We start from the raw sequence: 24,044 nt of genomic DNA on the forward strand, positions 1-24,044 counted from the left end.
GCCGATGCGGCGGCGCTGGCGCGGTTGGCGCGGCAGTGGGCGCCGCTGGCCCGTGCCAGTGCGGCGCGCAAGGCCAGCGCGGTGCGGCAGTTCCTCAGCTTTCTGATGGCCGAACATCTGCGCGCCGATGATCCGGGCCGCGATCTTGCCTTGCCGCAATCAGCGCGACCATTGCCCAAAACGCTGGCGGCTGGCGATGTCGAACGATTGTTCACGGCGCTGGCGGACAATCTCAGCGCCCGGCCTGATGATCCGCTCATCCTGCGCTCCGCCGCTTTGGTGGAGCTGCTCTATGGTTCCGGCCTGCGCGCCAGCGAACTGGTGGCGCTGCCCCGCCACGCCTGCAAGGCCGGGCGCGGCCACATGGTGGTGCTGGGGAAAGGCAACAAGGAACGGCTGGTGCCGATAAGCCGCCGCGCCGAAGCCGCCGTGCTGGCCTGGGAAGTGCATGTGCCCAAGGAGGCCAAATTTCTGTTCCCGGCAGGCCGGAATCGCAAGGATCTGGGAAAGCCCACCTATTTGTCCCGCCTGCGGCTGTGGCAGATCATCAAGGCGCTGGCCGCCGACGCCGGCATCCCGCCCGCCCGCATTTCGCCGCACGTGCTGCGCCACGCCTTTGCCACCCACCTGCTGGAAGGCGGCGCCGATCTGCGCATCGTGCAAACGCTGTTGGGCCATGCCGATATCGCGACGACGCAGATTTACACCCATGTCGCGTCGGCGGCGCTGGTGGAACTGGTCAATACCCGCCATCCTCTGGCCGATGGGTCAGATTGACAGGTGACTCGGTGCGGCTCCCCCGGCTAGGAGGCGGGCATGAGCAGCAATCCCCTCTTCCGCCCCTTCCCTCTCAAGGGCCTCACGCTTCCGAATCGGATCGTCATGGCGCCGATGACGCGCAGTTTTTCGCCATCCGGCCAGCCGGGCGAAAATGTCGCCGAATATTATCGCAAACGCGCGGCGGGCGGCGTGGGCCTGATCATCACCGAAGGCACCGCGGTTGAACGCGTCGGCGCTGCCAATGATCCCAACGTGCCACATTTCTTCGGGCAAGCGCTTGATGGCTGGGGCCAGGTGGTCAAGGCCGTGCACGGCGAGGCAGGGCTGATCGCGCCGCAATTGTGGCATGTCGGCGCCTTTCCCAACCGGCGCAATCCCAAGCAGGAAGAAGCCGAAAGCCCGTCGGGGATCTACAAGCCCGGCAAGGACAACGGCCGCATCATGAGCGATGCGGAAGTCGCCGATGCCATCGCTGCCTACGCCCGCGCTGCCAGTGATGCCAAGCGGCTGGGATTTGATTGTGTCGAGCTCCATGCGGCACATGGCTATCTGATCGATCAATTCTTCTGGGGTGCCACCAACACGCGTGATGATCGCTGGGGCGGTGACACGCTGCCGCTGCGCGCACGCTTTGCAGTCGAACTGTTGAAGGCCGTGCGCGCTGCCGTTGGTGCGGATTTCCCGGTGATCATCCGCCTTTCGCAGTGGAAGCAGCAGGATTTCAGCTTCCGTCTGGCCCCGACGCCCGACGAAATGGCCGCCTGGCTGGGCCCGCTCGCCGATGCCGGCGCGGATGTGTTCCACTGTTCGCAGCGCCGGTTCTGGGAACCGGAATATCCCGAACTCGATGGCCCGGAAGGCCTGAATTTTGCCGGCTGGGCGAAAAAGCTCACCGGCAAGCCGACCATCACCGTTGGCAGCGTGGGCCTGACCGGCGAGTTCGTGGCCGGCATGGGCGGCGAAGCGTCGAAGCCGGCCAGCCTTGATGGCCTGCTGGCCCGCCTGGAGCGCGACGAATTCGATCTGGTGGGTGTGGGCCGGGCGCTGATCGTGGATCCGGATTGGGCACTGAAGGTGCGTGATGACCGCCACGGCGAGTTGACGGATTATACCGCTGAATCGCTGATGACGTTGGTCTGACGCCGCAGCTTGTGGCAGAAGAGGCCACATGCAGGTTGATGAAGACAATGTTCCGATCCTCAAGGGCCGCTCGCTGCGGCCCAAGGATGCCGCCACCGTATTGGTGATCCGCCGCGACGGGCCTGGCCCCAATCCGGCCCCGCGCGTGCTGATGGGCCGGCGGGCAAAGGGCCATGTGTTCATGGCCAGCAAATGGGTGTTCCCCGGCGGGCGGCTGCACCCCGCCGATTTCCGCGTCGCTGCCGCCAGTGAATTGCACGACGACACCGCCAGCCGCCTGCACCAGACAGCGCCGCCCGCACGGGCGCGGGCGCTGGCCGCCGCCGCCGTGCGCGAATTGTTCGAGGAAACCGGCCTGCTGTTGGGCGCGCCCGGCGCGGGACGCACCAAATCGCCGGAATGGCGCGATTTCCTTGCCACCGGCCATCTGCCGCATCTGGCCCCGCTCAGCTTTGTGGGTCGCGCCATCACGCCGCCGGTGCGCCCGCGCCGTTTTGATGCGCGCTTTTTCACTGTTGATGCGCATCATCTCGTCAGTCTCGATCCCGGCGCTGGCTGCGGCGAGCTGGACGAGATCGCCTGGTTCAACTGGGAAGAGGCGGCCCAGCTTGATCTGCCCAGCATCACCCGGGCCATTCTTGCCGATGTGGCGGCGCGGCTGGATGATCCGGCGCGGCCCATTCCCTTTCACCGTTTCGACAATGGCCGGCATCGGCTGCTGATGCTGTGACGGCGATCACCCGCCTCACCCTCACCGATTTTCGCAACCACGCTCACGCCCAGATCATTGCTGCGTCAGGCTTGGTGGTGATCACCGGTGACAATGGGGCCGGCAAGACCAATATTCTCGACGCGATTTCGCTGCTGGCACCGGGGCGCGGCCTGCGCGGCGCGGTGCTCTCGGATGCGGCGCGGCAGGATGGCCCGGGCGGTTGGAGCGTGGCGGCCCATCTGGTTTCCACAGAGGGCGAGGTACAGATCGGCACAGGCACGGCCGCGACCGCGCCCGACCGCCGGCTGGTGCGGGTGAACGGCGCGTCGGCAACAGCAGCGGCGCTCAGCGATTGGCTGGCGCTGGTCTGGCTCACGCCCGCGATGGACCGGCTGTTCAGCGAATCAAGCGGCAGCCGGCGGCGCTTTCTGGATCGGCTGGTGCTGGCGCTGCACCCCGGCCACGGCCAGCGCGTGAACCGTTATGAAGCAGCGATGCGCGAACGCACGCGGCTGCTCACCGCCGATGGCCCGGCCGATCCGGTGTGGCTGGCCGGGCTGGAGGCCGATATGGCCGACCACGGCGCCGCCATCGCAGATGCCCGCGCCGATGTGGCGGCGGCGCTGGCGGCGGAACTGGCGGGCGCGCCGGATGGGCCATTTGCGCGCCCCCTGATCGCGCTTGCAGGCAATGATGCCAATGAACTGGCCGCCCGGCTCATGCGCGGCCGGGCCCGCGATGCCACTGCCGCCCGGGCCATCGAAGGGCCGCACCGCGCCGATCTGATCGTGACGCATGCCGCCAAGGCGATGCCGGCCGCCAGCTGTTCCACCGGCGAGCAGAAGGCGCTGCTGATCGCCATCGTGCTGGCGCATGCGGCGCTGGTGGCGCGGCGGGCCCGGCGGCCGCCGATCCTGCTGCTCGATGAAATCGCCGCGCATCTGGATGCCGGCCGCCGCGCCGCCTTGTTTGAACGGCTGGCAGCAATGGGCGTGCAGGCGTGGATGACCGGCACCGATCCATCGCTGTTTGCCGATCTCGCCAGTGGCGGCCCGTCTGCCTGCTGGCTCACCCTGGCGGCGGGGCAGATCACGCCGGCGTAAAGCCGCCCGCCGCCGCGCCGTTAGGGTCACGTCGGTGCAGAGCGGGAGAAGACGTACATGTCGGAAAGCAGCTGGCCGGGCGGCTCTGGCTTGCCATTTCCGTCGCTTGCGGGTCGGGAGCGGCCGATCAGCCCGCGCCTGCTGGGTGCGGCCGAACCCTTCCTGCAGGTCGCCGGCATCGGTGCCTGGGTCTATCGTGACGGCGGCGAGCTGTGGTGGAGCGCGGAAACCCGCGTCATCCACGGTGTGCCGGCGGATTTCCGCCCCGATCTGGCCACGGCCATCGAATTCTACCTGCCCCAGCACCGCGCGATCATCAGCGATGCCGTTGCAGAAGCGATGCGCAGCGGCACCGCGTGGGATCTGGAATTGTGCATCCGCCGCCCTGATGGCCAGCTGCGCCATGTGCGCGCGCAGGGCCGTCCGAGCGCGACCAGCGATGGCCACGCCCCCACCCTGATCGGCACGTTCGAGGATATCACCGCCCGCCAGGAAGCCGCCGCCCGCGCCGCCCGCGAGCTCGACCTGCGTACCCGCACCGAAACCCTGCTGCGCGATGTGATCACCGGCATTCCGGCGGCGCTGTCGGTGTACGACAGTGATGAACGACTGATCCTGGTCAACGAAAGCTATCGCGACATCCTGCCCGGCAACCGCCAGTATATGGTGAAGGGCGAGCGGTTGGCCGACATCATCACCCGCAAGGTGCTGGCCAATCACTATGTCCCCGAAGTGCGCGCCGATGATCCGCCCGATGTGCGGCGCGCCTGGGTGTCGGACTATCTGCGCCGGCATCGCAGCAAGGGCTATAACCGGGTGTTTCACCTGCGCGATGACAAGTTCATGCAGGCCAGCACGGCGACTTCGGAAAGCGGCAACATCGTTTCGATCCGCACCGATGTGACGCCGCTGATGCGCGCCGAACGCGAGTTGCGCCGCCGGGCCGAGGAAGACGCGCTGACCCGCCTGGCCAACCGCGATGTACTGATGCAACGGCTGGAGTGCCTGCCCGATATCAGCGCAACCCAAGGCAATTCCAGCGGCATCCTGGTGGTGTTCGATGTCGATTTCTTCAAGGCGGTGAACGACAGCCTGGGCCACGCCGCCGGTGACATGCTGCTGCGCCTGGTCGGCCGCCGCCTGCAGCGCTGCATTCGGACCGGCGACACGGCGGCGCGGCTGTCGGGCGATGAATTCGCACTGATTGTGCATGGCCTGTCCACGCCGGAAGAGATTCACGCCTTTGCAAAGCGCCTGCTTGCTCGGCTGCGCCAGCCGATGCGGCTGGGGGCGAGCCGTTATGCGCCATCTTTTTCGGTGGGCATTGCGCCGTTCCCGCACCTGGGCTGCGGGCCGCGCGAACTGCTGGGCAATGCCGATGCCGCGCTGCTGGATGCCAAGCGCCAGGGCCGCGGCCGCCATCTGCTGTTCGGGGCGGAACTGGCCAACCGCGTGGCGCGCCGCACGCGGTTGGCCGATGCGTTGCGCCAGGCCATTGCCGGTCGGCAGCTGGTGGCCGCCTTGCAACCGCAACAGCGGCTGGCCGATGGCAGTGTCATGGGTTTCGAGGCGCTGGCGCGCTGGCGGCATCAAGGCGAATGGGTGCCGCCAGCCGAATTTGTGTCGCTGGCCGAGGATGTTGGCCTGGCGCAACTGTTGGGCGCGCAGGTGATGAATGCAGCGCTGGCCGGCTTTGCCGCCATGCTCGCCGCCGGGCTGGAGCCTGGGCATCTGGCGGTCAATGTATCGACGGCGCAATTGCTTGCCGATGATTTCCTCGACACGGTCAAACGCAGTCTTGCCCGCCATGGCGTGCCGGCCAGCCGGCTGGAGATCGAGGTGACCGAAACCGTGCTGCTCGATCGGTCCATCGCGCGCATCGGCCACACGCTGGAGGCGTTGCGGGCGATGGGCTGCACGCTGGCCATGGATGATTTTGGCACCGGCTATGCTTCGCTGTCGCACCTCACCACCTTCACCGTTGATCGGATCAAGATTGATCGCGGCTTTACCCGCGCCATCGATTCCGAAGGCGATCGCGGCCTGATCGCCCGCACCCTGATCGGGCTGGGCCGCGGCCTGGGGCTGGAGGTGATTGCCGAAGGGGTGGAAACGACAAGCCAGCGCCGGTTTCTGGTCGTTCATGGCTGTACCGCCGTGCAGGGTTATTTGTTTGCGCGGCCGATGCTGGCCGAAGCCGCGCTGCCCTGGTTGGCGCAGCGGCAATGTCTGGAGCAGGGCCAGCAGCAGGGCCAGCGGCAGGGCCAAGAACAAGGGCTATCCGGGCGGCGCCGGCTGCACGGCGTGCTGCGTGGCTGACAGCGCATTTCTCCCTCGCACGCGCGCGCGGGAGTCACTATAGCCTAGGGCACATTCCCCATCCCAAGGCTGCTGCGTTGACAGACAACAATCCGAATCCTGCCCAGATCAATGACTATGGCGCCGACAGCATCAAGGTGCTGCGCGGCCTGGATGCCGTGCGCAAGCGGCCGGGCATGTATATCGGCGATACCGACGATGGTTCGGGCCTGCACCACATGGTGTTCGAAGTGTCTGACAATGCCATCGACGAAGCGCTGGCGGGTTATTGTGACCGCATCGATATTGTGCTGAACGCCGATGGTTCGGTGAGCGTGACCGACAATGGCCGCGGTATCCCCACCGGCATCCATGCCGAAGAAGGCGTGTCGGCGGCCGAAGTGATCATGACGCAGCTGCACGCCGGCGGCAAATTCAACAACAGCGACGACAACGCCTACAAGGTGTCGGGCGGCCTGCACGGGGTGGGCGTGTCGGTGGTCAACGCCCTGTCGGAATGGCTGGAGCTGACGATCTGGCGCGATGGCGAAGAACATTGGATGCGCTTCCACCATGGCGACGCGCAGGCGCCATTGGCGGTGCGCGGGCCCTCCAATGGCAAGCGCGGCACCCGCGTGACGTTCTTTCCGTCGCTGGGCACCTTCAAGTTCATCGATTTCGATTTCGCCAAGCTTGAACACCGCTTCCGTGAATTGGCCTTCCTCAATTCGGGCGTGCGGCTGTTCCTCACCGATGCCCGCCATGCCGATGAGAAGCAGATCGAGCTTTTTTATGAAGGCGGCATCGCGGCGTTCGTGAAATTTCTCGACAAATCCAAGACGCCGCTGATTCCGCATCCGATCGCCATCACCGGCCAGGCCAATGATATCGGCATCGAAGTCGCGCTGGAATGGAACGACAGCTATTACGAACAGGTGCTGTGCTTCACCAACAACATCCCGCAGCGCGATGGCGGCACCCATCTGGCGGCCTTCCGCGCCGCGCTGACCCGCACGCTGAACCAATATGCCGAAAGCTCGGGCCTGCTGAAGAAGGAAAAGATCAGCCTGACCGGCGATGACATGCGCGAAGGCCTCACCGCCATCGTGTCGGTGAAATTGCCCGATCCCAAGTTCAGCAGCCAGACCAAGGACAAATTGGTATCATCGGAAGTGCGCCAGCCGCTGGAAAGCCTGATGGCCGACCGGTTGGACGTGTGGTTGCAGGAAAACCCCGCCCATTCGCGCACGATTGTGGCCAAGATCATCGACGCCGCTGCCGCCCGTGAAGCCGCGAAGAAGGCGCGCGACCTTACCCGCCGCAAGGGCGCGCTCGACATCTCGTCGCTGCCCGGCAAGCTGGCGGACTGCCAGGAGCGTGATCCGGCGAAATCCGAACTGTTCCTTGTCGAAGGCGACAGCGCCGGTGGCAGCGCCAAGAATGGCCGCAACCGCCAGAACCAGGCCATCCTGCCCCTGCGCGGCAAGATTTTGAACGTGGAACGCGCCCGGCTTGATCGCATGTTGGGCAGCCGCGAAATCGGCACGTTGATCCAGGCGCTGGGCACCAGCATCGGGCCAGAGTTCAACCTTGAAAAACTGCGCTATCACAAGGTCATCATCATGACCGATGCCGACGTGGACGGCGCCCACATCCGCACGCTGCTGCTCACCTTCTTCTTCCGCCACATGCCAACCCTGATCGACGGCGGGCATTTGTTTATCGCGCAACCGCCGCTCTACAAGGTCACGCGCGGTCGTTCGGAAGTGTATCTGAAGGATCATGCCGCGCTGGAGGATTATCTGGTCGAAACCGGCACCGGCAGCCTGGTGCTGACCACCAGTGGTGGCCCGCGTTCCGGCGCTGACCTGGCTTCGCTGGTCGAACACGCCCGCCGCCTGCGCGCGCTGATGGCCTATGTGCCGCGCCGTTACCCGGCGGCTGTCGTCGAGGCGCTGGCCTTGAATGGGGCGCTGGCACAGCCAGACGCTGGCGCTGCGGCAAAGACGGCGGCCTGGCTCAACGGGTCGGAAACCGATGGCGGCCTGTGGAAGGTCAGCCTGGCCGCCGACGGCGGCTATCAGGTGGAGCGGGAATGGCGCGGGGTGACGGACTATCACGTCGTCGACGGCGCTTTCCTGTCTTCCCCGGAAGCGCCGCGTCTGACCGCGCTGGCCGGCCAGGAAGCCGCCACCTATGGCAGCCCGGCCATGCTGGGTAGCACCCGCGTCACCAGCCCGGCTGATCTGCTCGCTGCCGTGCTCGACGCTGGCCGCAAGGGCCTTGCCGTCGCCCGCTACAAGGGTCTGGGTGAAATGAACGCCGATCAATTGTGGGAAACCACGCTTGATCCGGCCGCCCGCACCCTGCTGCGCGTCGATGTCGAAGAAGCAGCGGATGCAGACGATATTTTCGCCAAGCTGATGGGCGATGTGGTCGAAGAACGCCGCAACTTCATCCAGGAAAACGCGTTGAACGTGGCCAATTTGGACGTGTAACGAAGCACGCGCGCGCGATTACGCCCAGAAATCGCGCACCGTGCGGCCCGTCGCGGGCAAATCTTCAAAACTGTCCAGCCCGTCGAAATGATCGATCGGCAGATCGGCCACGGCGTCCGGCGGCGCGAGGCGCACGTTGACCGCCAAGCGGCGCCGGCCATCCGGTTCAAGGCGCAGACCGCGCCAGGCGATCACGGCGGCGCATTGCGGGCAAAACAGGATCTCCAGCGCCGGGTCGGCCTTGCCCACCCGGCAAAAGCGCGACAGTTGCCCGTGGACGGCCACGCGCTCACCTTCAAAATCATAGGCCCATAGCGCGCCATAGCGCCGGCACAGGGTGCAATTGCACGCCGTCACTGATCCTGGGTCGCCAGCCAGCGTCCAACCGGCGGCACCGCAATGGCAAGACCCTGTCAGCACGTCCATTATCGCCCTCCCAGAAAACGCTTCACCAGTCCCGCATCCAGCGCAGGCACGCTGCGCGCCTCGCCCGTCGCCGGATCGCGGCTGGAGACACCGCTGGCCATCAGCAGGCTGTTGATGATGGCCTCTTCGGTGGCATCGGCAACGGCGACGAACAGCGGGCCGGACGCGATGCCCACATCACGGGCGCGGATGGCGGCAGCGGGGTGCGCGGTGATCAGGGCCAGGCCGAGCAGAAAAAAGCGCATGGCGCATCATGACGTGCTGACCGCAAAAATAAAGTGCCGCCCGGCGTCGAGGGTTGGAAGACACCGGGCGGCACCGTCACGATGCGCCCCGAGAGGGGCAAGAGAGGCGCATCGGAAGCCTGTGGGGAACGAAAAATTGGGGGCCATTTTTGGCGGGGCGCACCCTGATGGGGGCTATCGGGTGCGCCGCCGGCCGGATCGGCGGGCAGGGGCGGCCCCTGCTCATGCCCGCCGTGGTTTCAAGCGATCAGACGGCCAGCTTGTCGGCTTCGATGGCCGCCATGGTGGCGTTGCGGGTTGCCTGCAGGGCAGTGGAGAAGCAGCGCTGCTGCTCGGTCTGCGCCCGGTAATCGCTCACCGTGGCACTGCACACCCGCTTGGCGGCGCTGCGGATGCGGGTTTCAAGGCTGCTGCGGCCGGCCTGCGAAGCGAGGTTGAGATCGGCGTAGGACACATAAGCGACCCGGTGGCCGGCTTCGCTGACGCCATAGGCGATCTGGGCATTGGCCGGGGTGGCGGTGGCACCGGCGATGCACAGGCCGGCGAAGAACAGCGTGCCGGCAGCGCCGACGACATTGCGGGAGAAGTTTTGGGCTGAAGCGAACATGGGGACCTCGTGTCTGTTTCAGCTGCCGGACCATCCGGCTGCCGATGCCAACAGCTTTGCAAAGCCCGTGCCAAGTGAGCGGAAAAAATCGGATCACGTAATATCAATCGGTTAGGCGATTTCCCGTATTGCACTAACATGACAGCAGATACAAATGATCCAAATAAGTGGTAAATAATCCCAATAATCGGCAGCGAGTTGGCTGCGGCACACTTTGCCTGGCACGGCCAATTGGCTTGGCAGCTAATCCCTGCTGATGCATAGGAGTTGGCCTGCGTCATGCTCACCCAACGTTCCCGTTATGCGCTCCGCGCGCTCATCTTCATCGCCCAGTCGGGCGGGGTGGCCCCTGTGCCGATTTCGGTGATTGCCGAGGATCAGAAACTGCCGCGCAAATTCCTTGAAGCCATTTTGCTCGATCTGAAAAATGGCGGCCTGGTCAACAGCTATCGCGGCAAGATGGGCGGCTATCGCCTTGCGCGCCCAGCCAGCCAGATCAGTTTCGGCGAAATCATCCGCCTGATCGAAGGCCCACTGGCGCTGGTGCCGTGCGTTTCGGTTTCGGCCTATCAACGCTGCGATGATTGTTTCGAGGAAACCACCTGCGTGATCCGCAAGGTGATGCTGGTGGTGCGGGAACAGACGGCGAGCATCCTCGATCACACCACGCTGGCGGATCTTTCGGTCGAACGCGAAGCCGCCTGAACGCCGATCAGGGCTTGGGCGCGCGCATCAACTTGAGCTTGCGGCCGTCGGGCGCAGCCAAGATGGCTTCACCGGCCTGCGTGTAGCTGACGCTGTTCACTGCTTCCAGTAGAGCCACGACCCGCTGTTCCACCTCCATCGCCGGCGGCGGGCAGGCCATCATGGTCGACGCAAACGGCCCCAGCTTCAGGGTGGACCCATCCTGCTTCCAGGCGCCGTTGAAGCGGTTGCAGCCGGCGGTGCCGCTCACTCGGCTGGTGCCCTGATCGCCGGGATCAAACATCAGGCTGCCGCCCGCCACGCTGCCGCCGCCGTTCAGATCGGCAATCTGCCATTCGCCTTCCAGGCTGCCGCTGATCACCGGTGGTTTGCCCGACATGGCCTGCCCCAATTCCTGGCGCTGCTCACGGCAGCCAACAAGGGCAAGAAAAAGCAGCGGAAGCAGCAGGGTTCGCATGGCGACAACCCTGCCCTCAACCGCCGGCCGGCGCAAGGCTGGCGACAAGCGCTTCCATCGCCGACTGGTCCACCAGGATGGCGCCATCGACCGGGCGATCAAGATCGAGAATCAGCATGATGGTCAGGCCCATCAGCAGAAACAGCACACTGGAGGCGAAGCGGTGGCGATGGCCATGCGCGTCGAGCATATAGCCCAGCAGAAAGCAGGCGACGGCGGAAAAGCCAACCAGCAGCAGCGTGACTTCGCCCGGCACGCGGGCTGCCACCGCCTTTTCGCGTTGGGTGCCGGTATCAAGCACAGCGTTGACCGCGCTGACCAGACTGACCGCGCGCGGGCCATCGAGTGTGGCCTGCGCCGCCGCAGTCAGGCTCCACGCCCGGTTTCGCAGCGCCGACGCGCGGGCAAGCCGGGCGGTGTCGTGCGGCAGCGGGCTGGTGATCCGAACGCGGGCGTAGTCGGCCAGCGCGGATTGCAGTTCAGGGCCCTGCGGTGCCGGCAGCAGCCCAGCGCGCAGCCAGGCCGTGCCGATATCGTTGGCTTCCTGCACCACCAGCTGCCGACGTTCGTCATAGCGATCGAGCGCCATCGAGAAGGTGAAGCCCAACAGCAGCGCCAGCACCAGCAGCGCTGTGGACAGCACCTGGCTTTCATCCTCGCCGCCGCCGGATCCGCCAAAACGGCGGTGGCAGAAGAAGCCGGCTTCGGCGGCGAGGAAGAAGATCACCAGCAACACCGCCGGAATGGCGGGCAGCGGCACCAGATCGAGCAGGCTTGCGAGGCTGTTGATCAACCGCGGCCCTTCTTCAGCTCGTCACGGATTTCTGCCAGCAGCGCTTCGCTGGGCGTCGGGCCGGGTGGTTCGGCGGGCGCAGCCGGCTGGGCCATTGCCTTGTTGGCGGCCCTCACCATCAGGAAGATGACAAAGGCGATGATGACGAAATTGATGAAAGCAGTGATGAACTTGCCATAGCCGAACAGTGGCACGCCGGCCTTTTTCAGCGCTTCATAGTCGGCAGGGCTGCCCTTGTAGTCCGCCGGCAGGTCGCCCAGCACCACGAACAGGCTGGTGAAATCCGCGCCGCCCGACACGAGGCCGATGATCGGCATCACCATATCTTCGGTGAAGCTGGTCACCACCGCGCCAAAGGCCGCGCCGATGATCACCGCAACGGCCAGATCGAGCACATTGCCTCTTGCGATGAATGCCTTGAATTCCTGTAGCATGATTATTCCTTCCCCCCTGTTGAATCGCTGCAAGGCGCACTATCTTGGGAGCCATAATGCGCGTTCGACTTTTGCACTTTGACACACACAGCGGCCCGCGCAAGCCGCCCAAACCGGAGACTCTCATGGCCACTGCCTTTCGTCGCCCCGCTGCCCTGGCCGCTTTGGCTGGCACTGCGCTGCTGCTGTCGGGCTGCGGCGTGAACACGATTCCGGCCAAGGAAGAAGCCGTGAAGGCCAAGTGGGCCGATGTCGAAAACCAGTATCAGCGCCGGGCCGATCTGATTCCCAATCTGGTGAGCACGGTCAAAGGCTATGCCGCCCAGGAAAAGGACGTGCTGGAAGCCGTGACCAAGGCCCGCGCCAGCGCCAGCCAGGTGACGGTGGACCCGACCAAGCTTTCAGACCCGGCGCAGCTGGCGAAATTCGAACAGGCGCAGGGCGCGCTCGGCCAGTCGCTGGGCCGGCTGCTGGTGACCGTGGAAAAATATCCCGATCTGAAATCCAACGAGCTGTTCCTGCAATTGCAGAGCCAGCTGGAAGGCACCGAAAACCGCATCACGGTGGCCCGCCGCGATTACAACATGGCCGTGCAGGATTATAACACCGAAATCCGCACCTTCCCGTCGCTGATCACTGCAAAGGTGGTTTACGGTGCCGAGCCAATCGCGCCGTTCAAGGCCACCACGGTCAACGCCGACAAGGCGCCCGAGGTGAAGTTCTGAAACCCCCGTTCGGGGAGTACGATCGATGACGGCGCTGCGCCGGAGTAACCTGCCGGCCTTCATGCTGCTGCTTGCGGCGCTGTGGGCGCTGTTTGTGGCACTGCCGGCAGCGGCGGAACCGACATTTCCGAAACTCACCGGCCGTGTCACCGATGCGGCCGGCGTGTTGCCGCCGGAAACGGTGGCCGGGCTGGAAATGCGGCTGAAAGCGCTGGAAGACACGACCGGCACCCAGCTGGTGGTAGCGACCGTGCCCGATCTGCAGGGCTATGAGATCGACGAATATGGCTATCAGCTCGGCCGGGCCTGGGGCATCGGCCAGAAAGGCAGCAACACCGGCGCCCTGCTGCTGATCGCCCCGGCACAGCGCAAATTGCGCATCGAGGTTGGCTATGGCCTGGAAGGTGTGCTGACCGACGCGGTCTCCAGCCGCATCATCCGGCAGGCCATCGTGCCGCGCTTCAAGGCCGGCGACATGGCGGGCGGGATCGAGGCCGGTGCCGATCAGTTGATCGCGCTGCTGCAGCTGCCACCCGAAGAACAGGCCGCCTTTGCCGCCAAGGCCAAGGCCGCTGGCGCTGAAGAGGGTGACAGCCCCGGCTGGGGCGCGCTGGTCTGGCTGATCATCATCATCGTGTGGGTGGTCATTGCTTCGCGGCGCGGCGCGCGCGGCCGCCGCAGCGGCTCAGCGATCATCTGGGGCCCCGGCATCGGCGGCAACTGGAGCGGTGGGGGCAGCTCGGGCTTTGGCGGTGGCGGCGGTTTCGGCGGCTTTTCGGGTGGCGGCGGCAGCTTCGGCGGCGGCGGTGCATCAGGGGACTGGTGATGCTGTTCAACGACCCTGATCGCGCCCGTATCGCGGCGGCCATTGCCGCTGCCGAGGCCGGCACCGCCGGCGAAATCGTGGTGATCATCAACACCCGCACCCATCGTTATGCGGCCACCATGCTGGCCACGGCGGTGCTGGCCGCGTTCATCTTGCCTTTCCTGGCGGTGCTGGCCGGGTGGACGCCCTCGCTGCTGTTTCCGGATTGGGATGCGCTGGATGCGGCCACCCGCGAACTGCATGGCATCGAAGGCTTTGCCGCCGTGCAAGCGCTGGTGTTTGTCGCCGTGCTGGCGCTGGTGGGCGGGCTGCGGCTGGACCGGGTGCTGACCCCGCGCGGGCTGCGCCGTGATCGGGTCCATCATGCCGCGATGATGCAGTTCCGCGCGCGCGGACTGACCGCCACACAGGGGCGCACCGGCGTGCTGCTCTATCTCGACGAGGCCGAACATGTGGCCGAAGTGATCGCCGATGAAGCGGTGTTCGCCCGTGTGGCGGCCGATGAATGGGGCGACACCATTGCGGCGCTGATCGCCGGCATCAAGGCTGGCCGTGCCGCCGACGGGCTGGTGACCGCCATCGAACGCGCCGGCGCGGTGCTGGCGGTTCACCTTCCGGTCGTGGCCGGCGATACCAACGAACTGCCCGACGCGCTGATCGAAATCTGAGCGCCGGGCAGCGCTGGTTCAGGCGGCAGCCGATGGCCGGGCCGCGATGCGTTGGTGCCAGGCGGGCAGCCAGGTGGCGCCGGCCGGCACTGGCTGGCCCACCTGCGCGCCGAATTCGACAAAGCAGAACAGCAGGATGTCGGCGAGGCTTAAGCGATCACCGCAGACAAAATCGCCGCTCATCAGCGCGTCGAGCCACAGCAATTTCTTGGCAGCGATGGCCTTCAATTCCTCACCGGCGCTTTTCGAAGCCAACGGGAAACGCCCGTCGAACATCGGCCGGCCCTGGGTGGCGCGAAAGCCGTTGGCCATGGTCTCGCAATAGCCCAGATCGATGATCCGCACCCATTTGCGGGTTTCGGCGCGTTGCTCGGGCGTGGTGCCGATCAGGGCGGGGGCGGGGTGCAATTCTTCCAGATATTCGGCGATGACGGTGATCTCGCTGACAATGCTGCCATCATCCAGCTCCAGCGCCGGGGTGCCGCCGGTCGGCACCTTTTTGATATAGTCACCGCTGCGGTTGACGCCGGCCCTGATGTCGATGGTTTCGGTGGGCAGGGTGACGCCCTTTTCGGCCATGACCATGCGCACCATGCGCGGATTGGGGCCGATGCTGTCATAGAATTTCATTGGGCTTCTCCTTGGCTGGCGTGGTCGCGTTCACTTGGCGTGCAGTTCGGCGATGATGCGCTGTTGGGCGTCGCGGTCGATGGCCCAGCCTTTGGCCAGCCAGGCTGCGCCCAGCGCACACAGCACCGGCGGCACCAGGAACAGCAGCACCAGCCCATCGATGGCCGTTTGCGTGTTGCCCGGACCCAATTTGGCATCAAAGCCCACCAAGTCGAGCACGATATAGGCAAGGCCCACCGGGATGGCGTAACCGATCTTCTGCACCCCCACGAGCACGGCATAATAAAGCCCGGCGTTGCTGCGCCCGCTGGAAAGGGTTTCGGCATCAGTCACATCAGCCAGCATGGCGCGCACCAGAAACGGCGGCGCGACCGCCGGAATGCCAGCCAGCAACATGCCGGCTGCCGCTGCCCAGAAACCGGCATTGGGCGCCAGCACCAGGCCAGTGTGCAGCACGGCATAGCTGCCGATGGCCCACGCCACTGCCATGTGTTTTGATGTTCGCCGCGCAAGCCAGCCCCAGAAGGGCGCTCCGATCAGGCCCGACACGAAATAGAACAGCAGCAGCAACCGCGCCTCGTTCCCCGAAAAACCGCGGGCCGCTTCGAAAAAGAACACCAGCAGCGCGCCGCCAAAGCCGGGCGGCAGGCTGGCGAGCAGATCGATCAGCATCAGCCGGCGCAGATTGGGCTGTTTCAGCGCCTGCCAGATATCGCGCCAGCCGTGCGGATGCGCGGTGGCAGAGCTGCCCTTCTGGCGGTCGGGCACGCCGAACGCCACCGCGAGCAGCGCGGGCGCCAGCATCAGCGCCAGCACCAACCCCATGGCATGCACGCCCAGCGACGGCGTCGCGGCAAAACCCAGCTGCGGCCCTAGCCAGTTGGCCAATGGCGGCACCGCCAGCAGAATAAGCAAGGCGATCATGTTGGCGGTTTGCCACCAGCCAAAGATGCGGCTGCGTTCGTGATAATCGGTGGACAGTGCCTGGCCCCAGCTGGTGTGCGCCACCTGTGCCATCGAAAAGCCGGCGTAAATCACCAGCAGGCCCAGGAACGCTCGCAGCGGCGATAGGCCCGGTTCGGCGAAGAAGCTGAGATACAGGCCCAGCAACATGATCAGACCGCCCGCCACAATCCACGGCCGAAACCGGCCAAAGCGGGTGTTGGTGCGATCGATACCGTGCCCGAAGGCGATATCCAGTGGCAGATCGATCCAGCGCACAGCCGAGAACAAGATGCCGGTGATGGCCAGATCCAGCCCCAATGTGCTGGCATAATAGGGCGGCAAATAGATGACCATCGGCAGGCCGACGCCAGTGAGCGGCAGGCATGGCGCCGCAAAGGCGGCAAGCGTCCGGCGTTTCAGTGGTTCAGCCATTGTTCGTCCTCAGGGCGAGCCGCACAGTGGGGTGGCGGCGGCGTGCGCGCAAGCCCGTGAAATCAGGCAGCCAGACCGCGCCGGCGGGCCGCGAACAGTTTGAGCGCATGATCAAGCCGAGCCAGCACTTCGCCATGCAGTGCCGGGGTGGCCGCAGCGAGGCCGTGGACTTGCGGGTTGGGCTGGTTGAAGCGCAGTGCCTCGCCGCGGCGATCGGTGAGCATGCCGCCGGCTTCGGTGAGAATCAGGCTGGCGGCGGCAACATCCCATTCGCCAACGCTGCGGCCTTCCACCCAGGCATCGGCTTCGTCGGCGGCGAGCATGGCCATGCGCAGCGCCAGGCTGTTGGGCTTGGCCACCGCCGTGCCGGGCCAGGGCGAGGGCCAATAGGCCGCTTCCATATTGGCCTGGTCGATAGGCAGGCGCACGCCGTTGAGTGTGTTCAGCGCCGACACGCGCAGCGGTTTTCCATTCAGGGTGGCGCCGCGCCCAGCGCCCGCCGCGTAAATCCGATCCTGTGCCGGGGCCCCCAGCACGGCGGCCACAACCGCGCCGTTTTCGACCAGCGCCACCGATACCGCCCAGCCGGTGCGGCCACGCAGAAAATCGCGGGTGCCGTCGATGGGATCAACCACCCAAACCCGGCCGCGCGACAGCCGATCCTCGCTGTCGGGGCATTCTTCCGACAGCCAGCCATCATTGGGCCGGGCGGCGGCGATCACGCCTTTCACATAGGCATTCACTGCCAGATCGGCAGCGCTCACCGGGCTGCCATCATCCTTGTTCCAGCGCGCCGTGGCGGTGCCGAAATGCGCCATGGCAATGCGGCTGGCGTTGCTCACGATCTCGGCCGCCAAGGCCAGATCGGCATCGCGCAGCGAAGGTATGTGCGGCGTCAACTGCCCGCCACCATCATGCCATCGATCCGCAGCGTCGGCGCGTTGCTGGCATGACGAAAGGCAAGATCATTGGCGGCCACCAGCCGCGCAAACATGTCGAGCAGATTTCCGGCAATGGTGATTTCAGCCACTGGCCCGGTGACGACGCCATTTTCGATTCGATAACCGCTGGCCCCCCGGCTGTAATCGCCGGTGAGGCCGTTGACGCCCATGCCGATGAGTTCGGTGACCAATATGCCCTGTTTGATGTCGGCCATCAGTTCCGCCGGCGTGGCGGTGCCGCCTTCCAGATGCAGATTGGTGGTGCCAGCACCGGGCGGCCCTGATGTGCCGCGGCTGGCGTGGCCGGTGGGGGCCAGCCCGAGCTGTCGGGCGCTGGCTGCATCCATCAGCCAATTGGTGAGCACGCCATTTTCAATGATGGCGGTGCGGGCGGCGGGCAGGCCTTCGCCATCAAAGGCGCGGCTTCTGAGGCCGCGGCGGCGCAGCGGATCGTCGATCAAGGACAGGCCGGCCGGCAGGATGGCCTGGCCCAATTTGTCTTTCAGGAAGCTGGTGCCACGGGCGATGGCGCTGCCGGTGATGGAGCCCACCAGATGGCCAATAAGGCTGGACGACACGCGCGGATCGAACAACACTGTCATCGGCCCGCTGGGCAGCTTGATCGGGCCCAGCCGCTGCACGGCGCGCTGGCCGGCGCGGGTGCCGATTTCTGCGGCCGATTCCAGATCAGCCAGATGGCGCGCGCTGTGCCAGGCGTAATCGCGCTGCATGTCGCTGCCGGTGCCGGCGACCACGCTGGCCGACAGGCTGTGGCTGGTGGAACGCTTGCCGCCGCGAAAGCCGGTGGACGTGGCCAGCGCCATCACCACCGTGCCGGCTGCGGCGCCGGCGCCTTCGCTGTTGGTGATGCCGGCAATGGCGCGGGCGGCATCTTCGCATTCCAGCGCGCGTTGCTTCAGTTCGGCAGCGCTGATGTCGGTGGGATCATCCACATCCAGTTCGGGCAAGGGGCCACGCGCCAGCCGGTCTTGGGGCGCAAGGCCGGCATAAGGGTCTTCCGGCGCCAGGCGAGCCATCGCAACAGCGCGCATCGCGGCTTCCTGCAAGGCGGCGGCGGTCAGATCGGAAGAGGAGACACTGGCCGATCGCTGGCCGACGAACACCCTGATGCCGATTTCCTCGCCTTCGGCACGGCCGATGTCTTCCAGTTGGCCAAGGCGCACCGAAATGGAGGTGGAGCCATCGCCGACATAAAGCGCATCGGCGGCGTCGGCCCCGGCCGCGCGGGCGGCGGCAAGGGCGGCATCAAGGCGGGTGAGGGCATCTTCTGGGGACAGCATGGTGCTGATGTAGGGTGATGGGCTGCCCCTGTCACCGCCGAATCAGCTGGGGCCAATCATCGCGGCGTTTTGTCGGTTTCATGCAATGCGCTTTCAAGGCCGCATGCGAATATCCGATCAATCCAGCGCGGGTGATGGGTGGGCCAGCCCGCCGCCGGAACCTCAAGAAGCGCGCGGGCCTGTATCCAACCCGGGACAGGCCCGCAGCTGCATCCGGCTCACGCCAAGCCTACCGACGCGCAGGCCGCCACCCAAAGCGCACCCGCCAGCCGGTTGGAGCGGAACAGGATCAGCGCATTGGTCGGAGTGGTGTCGGTGAGTTTTGTCACCTGCCAGCCCAATTGCGCGGCCAGGGGCAGCAAGGCGAACACCGCCAGCGGCTGCCCTGCCACCTGCCACAGCGCCGCGCTCCACAATGCCAGCGCCAGCGCATAAAATCCGGCCACGCCGGCGCGTGCCTTCGGCCCCAACGCGCGCGCGGAAGATTTGATGCCGGCCAGCGCGTCATCCTCGATATCCTGCAGGGCATAGATGGTATCGTAACCCAGCGTCCACGCGATGCCGCCGGCCCAAAGCAGCCACATTTCGGGCGCATCAAGCGGCGCAATGGCGGCCCAACCGACCAACGCGCCCCAGTTGAAGGTGAGGCCCAGCCACGCCTGCGGCCACCAGGTGATGCGTTTCATGAAGGGGTAGGCAGCGACCGGAATCAGGCTGACCAATGCCACCACTTGCGCCAGCGGCCGCAATTGCAGCAGCACGAGCATACCGATGAGCGACAGCAAGACGGCAAAGGCCAGCGCCGCCTTGACCGAAATGCGGCCCGAGGCGACCGGGCGATCCCGGGTGCGCGCCACTTGGGCATCGAGATCGCGATCAACAATATCGTTCCACACGCAGCCCGCACCGCGCATGGCAAGGCTGCCCAGGCCGAACCACGCGATCAGCAGCGGCTGCTGCTGCACGCCGCCGGCCAGTGCCAACCCGGCAATGCACGGCCAGAACAGCAGCCAGCTGCCGGCTGGCCGGTCAAAACGGGCGAGGCGGGCATAGGCTTGCGCGCGGCCCGGCAGCCGGTCGATCCAGCTTTTCACGGCATCTGGCGTAATGGGGGCAGGCGTCGTAACCACAGTCCCCATGAGCGAAGAAGACCGCAGCTTGTCAACCACACCGCGACTGTTTGTGCAGGGTGCGCTGGCGGCGGGCGCGCAGATCAGCCTTGATCAGCCGCAGTCCCATTATCTGGGCAGTGTCATGCGCCGCCAGCCGGGCGACATGGTGCGGCTGTTCAACGGCCACGACGGCGAGTGGGCGGCACGGGTTGGCGCCGTCGCAAAGAAAGCCGTCACGCTCATCGCCGAACGGCAGAGTGGCCGCCAAGAACTAGTGCCCGATCTGTGGCTGTGCGCGGCGCCGCTGAAGAAAGGCCGCATCGACTGGTTGGTGGAAAAGGCCTGCGAACTGGGCGTGGCGCGGCTGCAATTGGTGACAACGCAGCGCACTGTGGTGGACAAACCCAATATGGAACGACTGGGCGCGCATCTGATCGAGGCCGCCGAACAATCCGGCCGGACTGGCGTGCCAGAATTGCCTGAGCCGCTATCACTTGAACGCTTGCTCAAGTCGTGGCCGGCGGACCGCGCGCTGATCTTTGCCGATGAAACCGGCGGCGACGCCATGGCCGACACCATGGCCCGCGTGCCAGCGCCGGCGGCGATCCTGATCGGCCCGGAAGGCGGCTTCACGGCGCCGGAACGTGATGCCATCCGTGCGCACCCGGGCGCCGTGCCAGTCAGCCTTGGCCCGCGCATCCTGCGTGCCGATACGGCTGCATTGGCGGCTGTCGCCGTCTGGCAGGCGCTGCATGGCCATTGATATGCGTGGGGGCAAGCGATGAAGTTTCTGCTTGTTGCGGTCGCCGCAATTGCTGTGGCCGGCGCGCCGCCTGACTGGCTTTATCCGGCGCCTTCCGGGCCAGCCCCGGTTCGCCCGGCGCCTGACGCGCCGCAAACACTGCCTGGTTCGCCGGTTACCCTCACCTTTGCCGATCTGCGCAATGGCCGCCGCGCGGTGGACTGGTTTCCCGTGACTGCCGACCCGGTGCCCGACATCGTGATGAATGCCGTGCCGCAGGCCCAATATGCCTGCGGCTTCTGTCATCTGCCGCGCGGGCAGGGCCGGCCGGAGAATGCTTCGATCGCCGGCCTGCCAGCCGAATATATCATCGCCCAGACCGAAGCGATGCGCAGCGGCACGCGCCGCGCCGCCGTGGCTGGATGGCTGCCCACCCAGGCCATGCGAGAGGCGGTGCAGCACGCCAACCCCGACCAGATTGCTGAAGCCGCCGCCTGGTTCAGCCGCCAGCCCTTTGAAAGCCGAGTGAAGGTGGTGGAAAGCGCCACCGTGCCGGCCATTGCACCGCTCGGCTTTATCTGGGCCGCGCGGCCTGGACCGCCCGAACCGATCGCCGGCCGCATCATCGAAGTGCCGGATGACGAGCATGTCTTTGAAAAGCGTGACCCGCGCAGCATTTTCACGGCCTATGTGCCGCCCGGCAGCATCGCGCGCGGGCGGGCGATTGCGATGGAACAGGGCTGCATGGATTGCCACGAGCAGTTGCTGAACAGCTGGGGGCCGGGGCGGTCGCCCAGTTACATCCTGCGCCAGTTGCTGGCCTTCAAATCACGCGCCCGCAGCGGCGAGAGCGCCGAACCGATGCAGGTCGTGGTCGATCAGCTCGATCTGGCGCAGATGGTGGCGGTCACCGCGTGGATGGCGGATGGCGCCAAACCCTAGGGCGTTACCTTGATGATGCGTTCGGCCTCTTGCAGCACGCGCGGGCGGCTCCAGACGAAGGGCACGTAATTGCCCGTCGCCCAGCGCGCGAACAGATCGCGGTAATGCGGGCTGGCCGAATCGCCGGATTGACCGGGCGTGTTGATCGCCATGCTGTTGTCCCACGCGCCTACGTCGAGCACCACGCGCACCGACGCGCCGGATTGCACATGAAAATCTGACGCCGACCCCATCGCCATCGGCGTGGAACCGCTGCCGCCGATGGGCAGCGGGCCAACCCGGCGCTCGCCGCTGCGGCCCGCAATGCCCAGCACCGGCTTGAAATCGGCGACATGCAGCGCGCCCCAACGCCACAGCGCCGGATCGGAGCCGAATAGTTCAGTCGCTTCAGCAAAGGCCATGCCCAGCGAATTGAGCAATATGCCCTCGCGCACTGCTTTGGCATTGGGGCCAAGCAGGGCGCCGCCTTCCAGCACGGGCAGGATGTTGCCGATGCTGGTGCGACCAAAATTCAGGCGCTTATCTGGCGGAACGATGGCTTTCACCGCGCTCACCGGCAGGTGGCGGGCCGCCCAGATTTCATAAAGCGCCGCAGCGGCGGAGTCCGGCCCTTCATGGCCATCCCAGCCGCTGAGCAGGGCCAGCGCGCCGCGTTCATTGTCGTCGCGGCCGCTCAGCCCCTTGAGCAGTGCGACGGCGCGGCGGGCCATGGCGGAGGTGGCGTCGTTCTGCAGCGCCATCGCGTCGGTCAGGCTGAACTTGGGTTTTGATGCGATCACTTCGGAAATGCGGGTGATGCGGCTGCGGTCCGCCCATTCCAGGCCGAGCAGATGCGGATAGCCGACCGGCACATTCATCTCGTTGGCAGTGGCGATCCAGCCGCTGGCCGGGTTGTGCTTTACCGGCATCAGTTTCGCATCGAGCAGCCCGGTCCAGCGGTGCGCCTGGCCGGCGGGCACGGGCAGCAGGCCATCGCCGGCCGCGCGCACCGGCACAAAGCCGCCCGGTGCCCAGCCGATGTCGCCGCTGCGATTGGCAAACAGCAGGTTGAGCGGCGGTGCGCCCCAATGATCGCGGGCAATCAGGAAATCGTCCCATGTCTTGGCCGTCCACGCCCAGCTGGCGTTGAAATAGGCCGAAGCGCCGGGCCGGCTCCAGGTCGCGCGCAGGGAAAAGCTGCGGGCGCTTGTTGGGTCTTCATGGATGATCGGGCCATCATCGGTGAAGCGCAGCACCACCGCGCGTGCTGCTTCGCCCTTTACCTCGATCGTTTCGCGCACTTCGATGAATTTGGTCGCTTTGGGGTTCACCACCAGATCCTGCTGATCGATGGCAAAGATGGTGATGGCCCAGGCCACATCCTCATTGTGGCCAAAGCTGATGCCGGGCAACGCCGGCTCGCCGGAGCCGGCAAGCTTCAGTTCCGGCGTGTCGATGTGGGAGAGGTAGCGCAGATTGGGGACGGCATGGGCGCGGTGCGGATCATTGGCCAGGATCGGCCGGCCGGTGGCAGAACGTGCCGCGCTGATCACCCAGTTATTGCTGCCTTCCTGCGTTTCAGGATCGAGGCTGGCGACCGCCATCTTCTGGCCATCGAATCGCACGTCGCCAGTGCCCAGCGCATAATCGTCGAGCACATTGGCCGGGATACTGCACGGATCGAGGCCCTTGGGAATGCTGACATTGTGGGCCGGTGCCAGCTCGCGGCGCAGCGGTTCATATTTGACATCGCCGCCGCACAGGGCCCGGGCGCGGGCGACTTCGCTGCTCAAATTGCTGGCCAGCGCGTTGGAACGGATGCGCACCACATCATCGGCGGTCCAGCGTTCGGGGCTTGTGTCCGTCGCGGTGAACTCCATCGGCAGTTTCTGCCGGCCGGCTTCGACATCGGCGACATAGGCGTTGATCCCGGCGGTAAAAGCCTGCGTCCAGGCCTTGGCTTGCGCCGGATAGGCGGCCCATTCGGCGGCCATGTCGCCGCGATAGAGCAGCAGCCGCGCGGCGCGGTCTTGCGCGACGAACTGCGGCCCGAAACTGGCCGACAGCCGGCCCAGACCGCGCTTGCGCCACAGATCGATCTGCCACAGCCGGTCGCGCGCCACGGCATAGCCCTGCAGGAAGAAGCCATCGCGGGCATTGGCGGCATAGATGTGCGGAATGCCGGCGCGATCGATGATGATCTCGCCCGGCGCGGTGAGGCCGGGCAGCGACCGCGCTTCAGTATACACGCCGGGGGGCGCGTCCTGGGCAGAGGCCGCCGTGGAGATCAGCAGGGCGGCGACGACAGCGGTGCGCATTATTCGGCGGCCAACGCTGCCGTTGCCGGGGCGGCTTGCGGCCCGCGGATCAGGCCGCCAGGCAGGGCGCCGGTCATCGTGCCATTGCGGAACGTCACTTCGCCATTCTTGATGGTCGCCACATAGCCATCGGCCTTTTGCAGTAGCCGCTTGCCGCCGGCCGGCAGATCGAAGGCCAGCCACGGCTTGCCCAGTTGCAGCCGATCCAGATCGATGATGTTGAAATCGGCCAGATAGCCCGGCGCGATGATGCCGCGATCATCAAGGCCATACAGCTTGGCTGTG

The 24,044-nt window shown here is 65.9% G+C and carries 25 protein-coding genes; 12 read left to right on the forward strand and 13 right to left on the reverse strand.

The genetic code is table 11. The annotated features are described in order from the left end of the window. The 6 genes from RMO81_RS10035 to gyrB form a co-directional block, all read left to right on the forward strand. On the forward strand, positions 1 to 777 hold a 777-nt coding region (locus RMO81_RS10035; RefSeq protein ID WP_310475712.1), incomplete at its 5' end, for a tyrosine-type recombinase/integrase. A gap of 39 nt (positions 778 to 816) precedes the next feature. Continuing rightward, the gene (locus RMO81_RS10040; protein WP_310475713.1) at positions 817 to 1,920 is read left to right on the forward strand and encodes an NADH:flavin oxidoreductase; all 1,104 of its coding nucleotides are present in this window, start codon (positions 817 to 819) and stop codon (positions 1,918 to 1,920) included. 28 nt (positions 1,921 to 1,948) lie between these two features. Further along, a complete protein-coding gene (locus RMO81_RS10045) occupies positions 1,949 to 2,650 on the forward strand; it encodes an NUDIX hydrolase (protein WP_310475714.1) in 702 nt (233 codons plus the stop codon). Further along, positions 2,647 to 3,735 (forward strand): DNA replication/repair protein RecF, encoded by a 1,089-nt coding sequence (recF, locus tag RMO81_RS10050; protein ID WP_310475715.1) that lies wholly within the window; start codon positions 2,647 to 2,649, stop codon positions 3,733 to 3,735. Before RMO81_RS10045 ends, recF begins: the two co-directional genes overlap by 4 nt. A 57-nt stretch (positions 3,736 to 3,792) precedes the next feature. After that, positions 3,793 to 6,054, forward strand: coding sequence for an EAL domain-containing protein (locus RMO81_RS10055; RefSeq protein WP_310475716.1), 2,262 nt, complete (start codon positions 3,793 to 3,795; stop codon positions 6,052 to 6,054). Positions 6,055 to 6,131: 77 nt separating this feature from the next. Beyond that, positions 6,132 to 8,531 carry a DNA topoisomerase (ATP-hydrolyzing) subunit B gene (gyrB, locus tag RMO81_RS10060; RefSeq protein ID WP_310475717.1) on the forward strand — a complete coding sequence of 800 codons (2,400 nt, stop codon included), beginning with the start codon at positions 6,132 to 6,134 and terminating at the stop codon, positions 8,529 to 8,531. An 18-nt stretch (positions 8,532 to 8,549) separates the two neighbouring features. Here gyrB and RMO81_RS10065 read toward each other — a convergent pair whose 3' ends face one another. From RMO81_RS10065 to RMO81_RS10075, 3 genes are all read right to left on the reverse strand, one after another. Then, the gene (locus RMO81_RS10065) at positions 8,550 to 8,957 is read right to left on the reverse strand and encodes a GFA family protein (protein WP_310475718.1); all 408 of its coding nucleotides are present in this window, start codon (positions 8,955 to 8,957) and stop codon (positions 8,550 to 8,552) included. Beyond that, on the reverse strand, positions 8,957 to 9,202 hold the full coding sequence (locus RMO81_RS10070; RefSeq protein ID WP_310475719.1) for a hypothetical protein: 246 nt from the start codon (positions 9,200 to 9,202) through the stop codon (positions 8,957 to 8,959). Before RMO81_RS10070 ends, RMO81_RS10065 begins: the two co-directional genes overlap by 1 nt. Positions 9,203 to 9,449: 247 nt before the next feature. Beyond that, a complete protein-coding gene (locus RMO81_RS10075) occupies positions 9,450 to 9,809 on the reverse strand; it encodes a UrcA family protein (protein WP_310475720.1) in 360 nt (119 codons plus the stop codon). Positions 9,810 to 10,088: 279 nt separating this feature from the next. Here RMO81_RS10075 and RMO81_RS10080 point away from each other — a divergent pair, with 279 nt between their 5' ends. Then, the gene (locus tag RMO81_RS10080; protein ID WP_310475721.1) at positions 10,089 to 10,514 is read left to right on the forward strand and encodes an Rrf2 family transcriptional regulator; all 426 of its coding nucleotides are present in this window, start codon (positions 10,089 to 10,091) and stop codon (positions 10,512 to 10,514) included. A 7-nt stretch (positions 10,515 to 10,521) separates the two neighbouring features. On the opposite strand, the gene RMO81_RS10085 is transcribed toward RMO81_RS10080, so the two are convergent. The 3 genes from RMO81_RS10085 to mscL are packed head-to-tail and all read right to left on the reverse strand — an operon-like array spanning position 10,522 to position 12,198. After that, on the reverse strand, positions 10,522 to 10,971 hold the full coding sequence (locus tag RMO81_RS10085) for an META domain-containing protein (protein ID WP_310475722.1): 450 nt from the start codon (positions 10,969 to 10,971) through the stop codon (positions 10,522 to 10,524). A gap of 16 nt (positions 10,972 to 10,987) precedes the next feature. Next, entirely contained in the window at positions 10,988 to 11,764 is a 777-nt protein-coding gene (locus tag RMO81_RS10090) for a hypothetical protein (RefSeq protein ID WP_310475723.1), read from the reverse strand. Continuing rightward, complete coding sequence (mscL, locus tag RMO81_RS10095) at positions 11,761 to 12,198, reverse strand: large conductance mechanosensitive channel protein MscL (RefSeq protein ID WP_310475725.1); 438 nt, start codon at positions 12,196 to 12,198, stop codon at positions 11,761 to 11,763. The genes RMO81_RS10090 and mscL overlap by 4 nt, the downstream gene beginning before the upstream one ends. Positions 12,199 to 12,323: 125 nt before the next feature. Between mscL and RMO81_RS10100 the strand changes: the two genes are divergently transcribed. From RMO81_RS10100 to RMO81_RS10110, 3 genes are read left to right on the forward strand one after another with little or no spacing between them, the layout of a single operon-like run. Beyond that, positions 12,324 to 12,923, forward strand: a complete 600-nt coding sequence (locus RMO81_RS10100) for a LemA family protein (protein WP_310475726.1) — start codon at positions 12,324 to 12,326, stop codon at positions 12,921 to 12,923. A gap of 25 nt (positions 12,924 to 12,948) precedes the next feature. Beyond that, entirely contained in the window at positions 12,949 to 13,749 is an 801-nt protein-coding gene (locus tag RMO81_RS10105) for a TPM domain-containing protein (protein WP_310475728.1), read from the forward strand. Further along, on the forward strand, positions 13,749 to 14,417 hold the full coding sequence (locus RMO81_RS10110) for a hypothetical protein (RefSeq protein ID WP_310475729.1): 669 nt from the start codon (positions 13,749 to 13,751) through the stop codon (positions 14,415 to 14,417). The genes RMO81_RS10105 and RMO81_RS10110 overlap by 1 nt, the downstream gene beginning before the upstream one ends. Before the next feature lie 18 nt (positions 14,418 to 14,435). Here the strand turns inward: RMO81_RS10110 and RMO81_RS10115 are convergent, their stop codons facing one another. The 5 genes from RMO81_RS10115 to ubiA all read right to left on the reverse strand — a co-directional run bounded on the left by RMO81_RS10115 (position 14,436) and on the right by ubiA (position 19,805). Continuing rightward, positions 14,436 to 15,047, reverse strand: a complete 612-nt coding sequence (locus RMO81_RS10115) for a glutathione S-transferase family protein (protein WP_310475730.1) — start codon at positions 15,045 to 15,047, stop codon at positions 14,436 to 14,438. A 30-nt stretch (positions 15,048 to 15,077) separates the two neighbouring features. Further along, positions 15,078 to 16,424 carry an MFS transporter gene (locus tag RMO81_RS10120; protein ID WP_310475731.1) on the reverse strand — a complete coding sequence of 449 codons (1,347 nt, stop codon included), beginning with the start codon at positions 16,422 to 16,424 and terminating at the stop codon, positions 15,078 to 15,080. A gap of 62 nt (positions 16,425 to 16,486) precedes the next feature. Continuing rightward, entirely contained in the window at positions 16,487 to 17,323 is an 837-nt protein-coding gene (locus tag RMO81_RS10125; RefSeq protein ID WP_310475732.1) for a 3'(2'),5'-bisphosphate nucleotidase CysQ, read from the reverse strand. After that, positions 17,320 to 18,666, reverse strand: coding sequence for a TldD/PmbA family protein (locus RMO81_RS10130; protein ID WP_310475733.1), 1,347 nt, complete (start codon positions 18,664 to 18,666; stop codon positions 17,320 to 17,322). The genes RMO81_RS10125 and RMO81_RS10130 overlap by 4 nt, the downstream gene beginning before the upstream one ends. Before the next feature lie 218 nt (positions 18,667 to 18,884). Next, complete coding sequence (ubiA, locus tag RMO81_RS10135) at positions 18,885 to 19,805, reverse strand: 4-hydroxybenzoate octaprenyltransferase (protein WP_310475734.1); 921 nt, start codon at positions 19,803 to 19,805, stop codon at positions 18,885 to 18,887. On the opposite strand from ubiA, the gene RMO81_RS10140 reads away from it, so the two are divergent. After that, positions 19,804 to 20,541: a 16S rRNA (uracil(1498)-N(3))-methyltransferase gene (locus RMO81_RS10140; RefSeq protein WP_310475736.1), complete on the forward strand. Its 738-nt coding sequence runs from the start codon at positions 19,804 to 19,806 to the stop codon at positions 20,539 to 20,541. The genes ubiA and RMO81_RS10140 overlap by 2 nt on opposite strands. An 18-nt stretch (positions 20,542 to 20,559) precedes the next feature. Next, the gene (locus RMO81_RS10145) at positions 20,560 to 21,462 is read left to right on the forward strand and encodes a hypothetical protein (RefSeq protein ID WP_310475737.1); all 903 of its coding nucleotides are present in this window, start codon (positions 20,560 to 20,562) and stop codon (positions 21,460 to 21,462) included. Here RMO81_RS10145 and RMO81_RS10150 read toward each other — a convergent pair. Continuing rightward, positions 21,459 to 23,759 carry a penicillin acylase family protein gene (locus RMO81_RS10150; RefSeq protein ID WP_310475738.1) on the reverse strand — a complete coding sequence of 767 codons (2,301 nt, stop codon included), beginning with the start codon at positions 23,757 to 23,759 and terminating at the stop codon, positions 21,459 to 21,461. The two genes, RMO81_RS10145 and RMO81_RS10150, sit on opposite strands and share 4 nt — an antisense overlap. Continuing rightward, the coding region (locus RMO81_RS10155; protein WP_310475739.1) for an amidohydrolase family protein at positions 23,759 to 24,044 on the reverse strand (286 nt) is incomplete at its 5' end. The genes RMO81_RS10150 and RMO81_RS10155, both read right to left, overlap by 1 nt.

Origin of the sequence: Sandarakinorhabdus sp., from assembly GCF_031422795.1 — a bacterium.
Lineage (GTDB): Bacteria > Pseudomonadota > Alphaproteobacteria > Sphingomonadales > Sphingomonadaceae > Sandarakinorhabdus.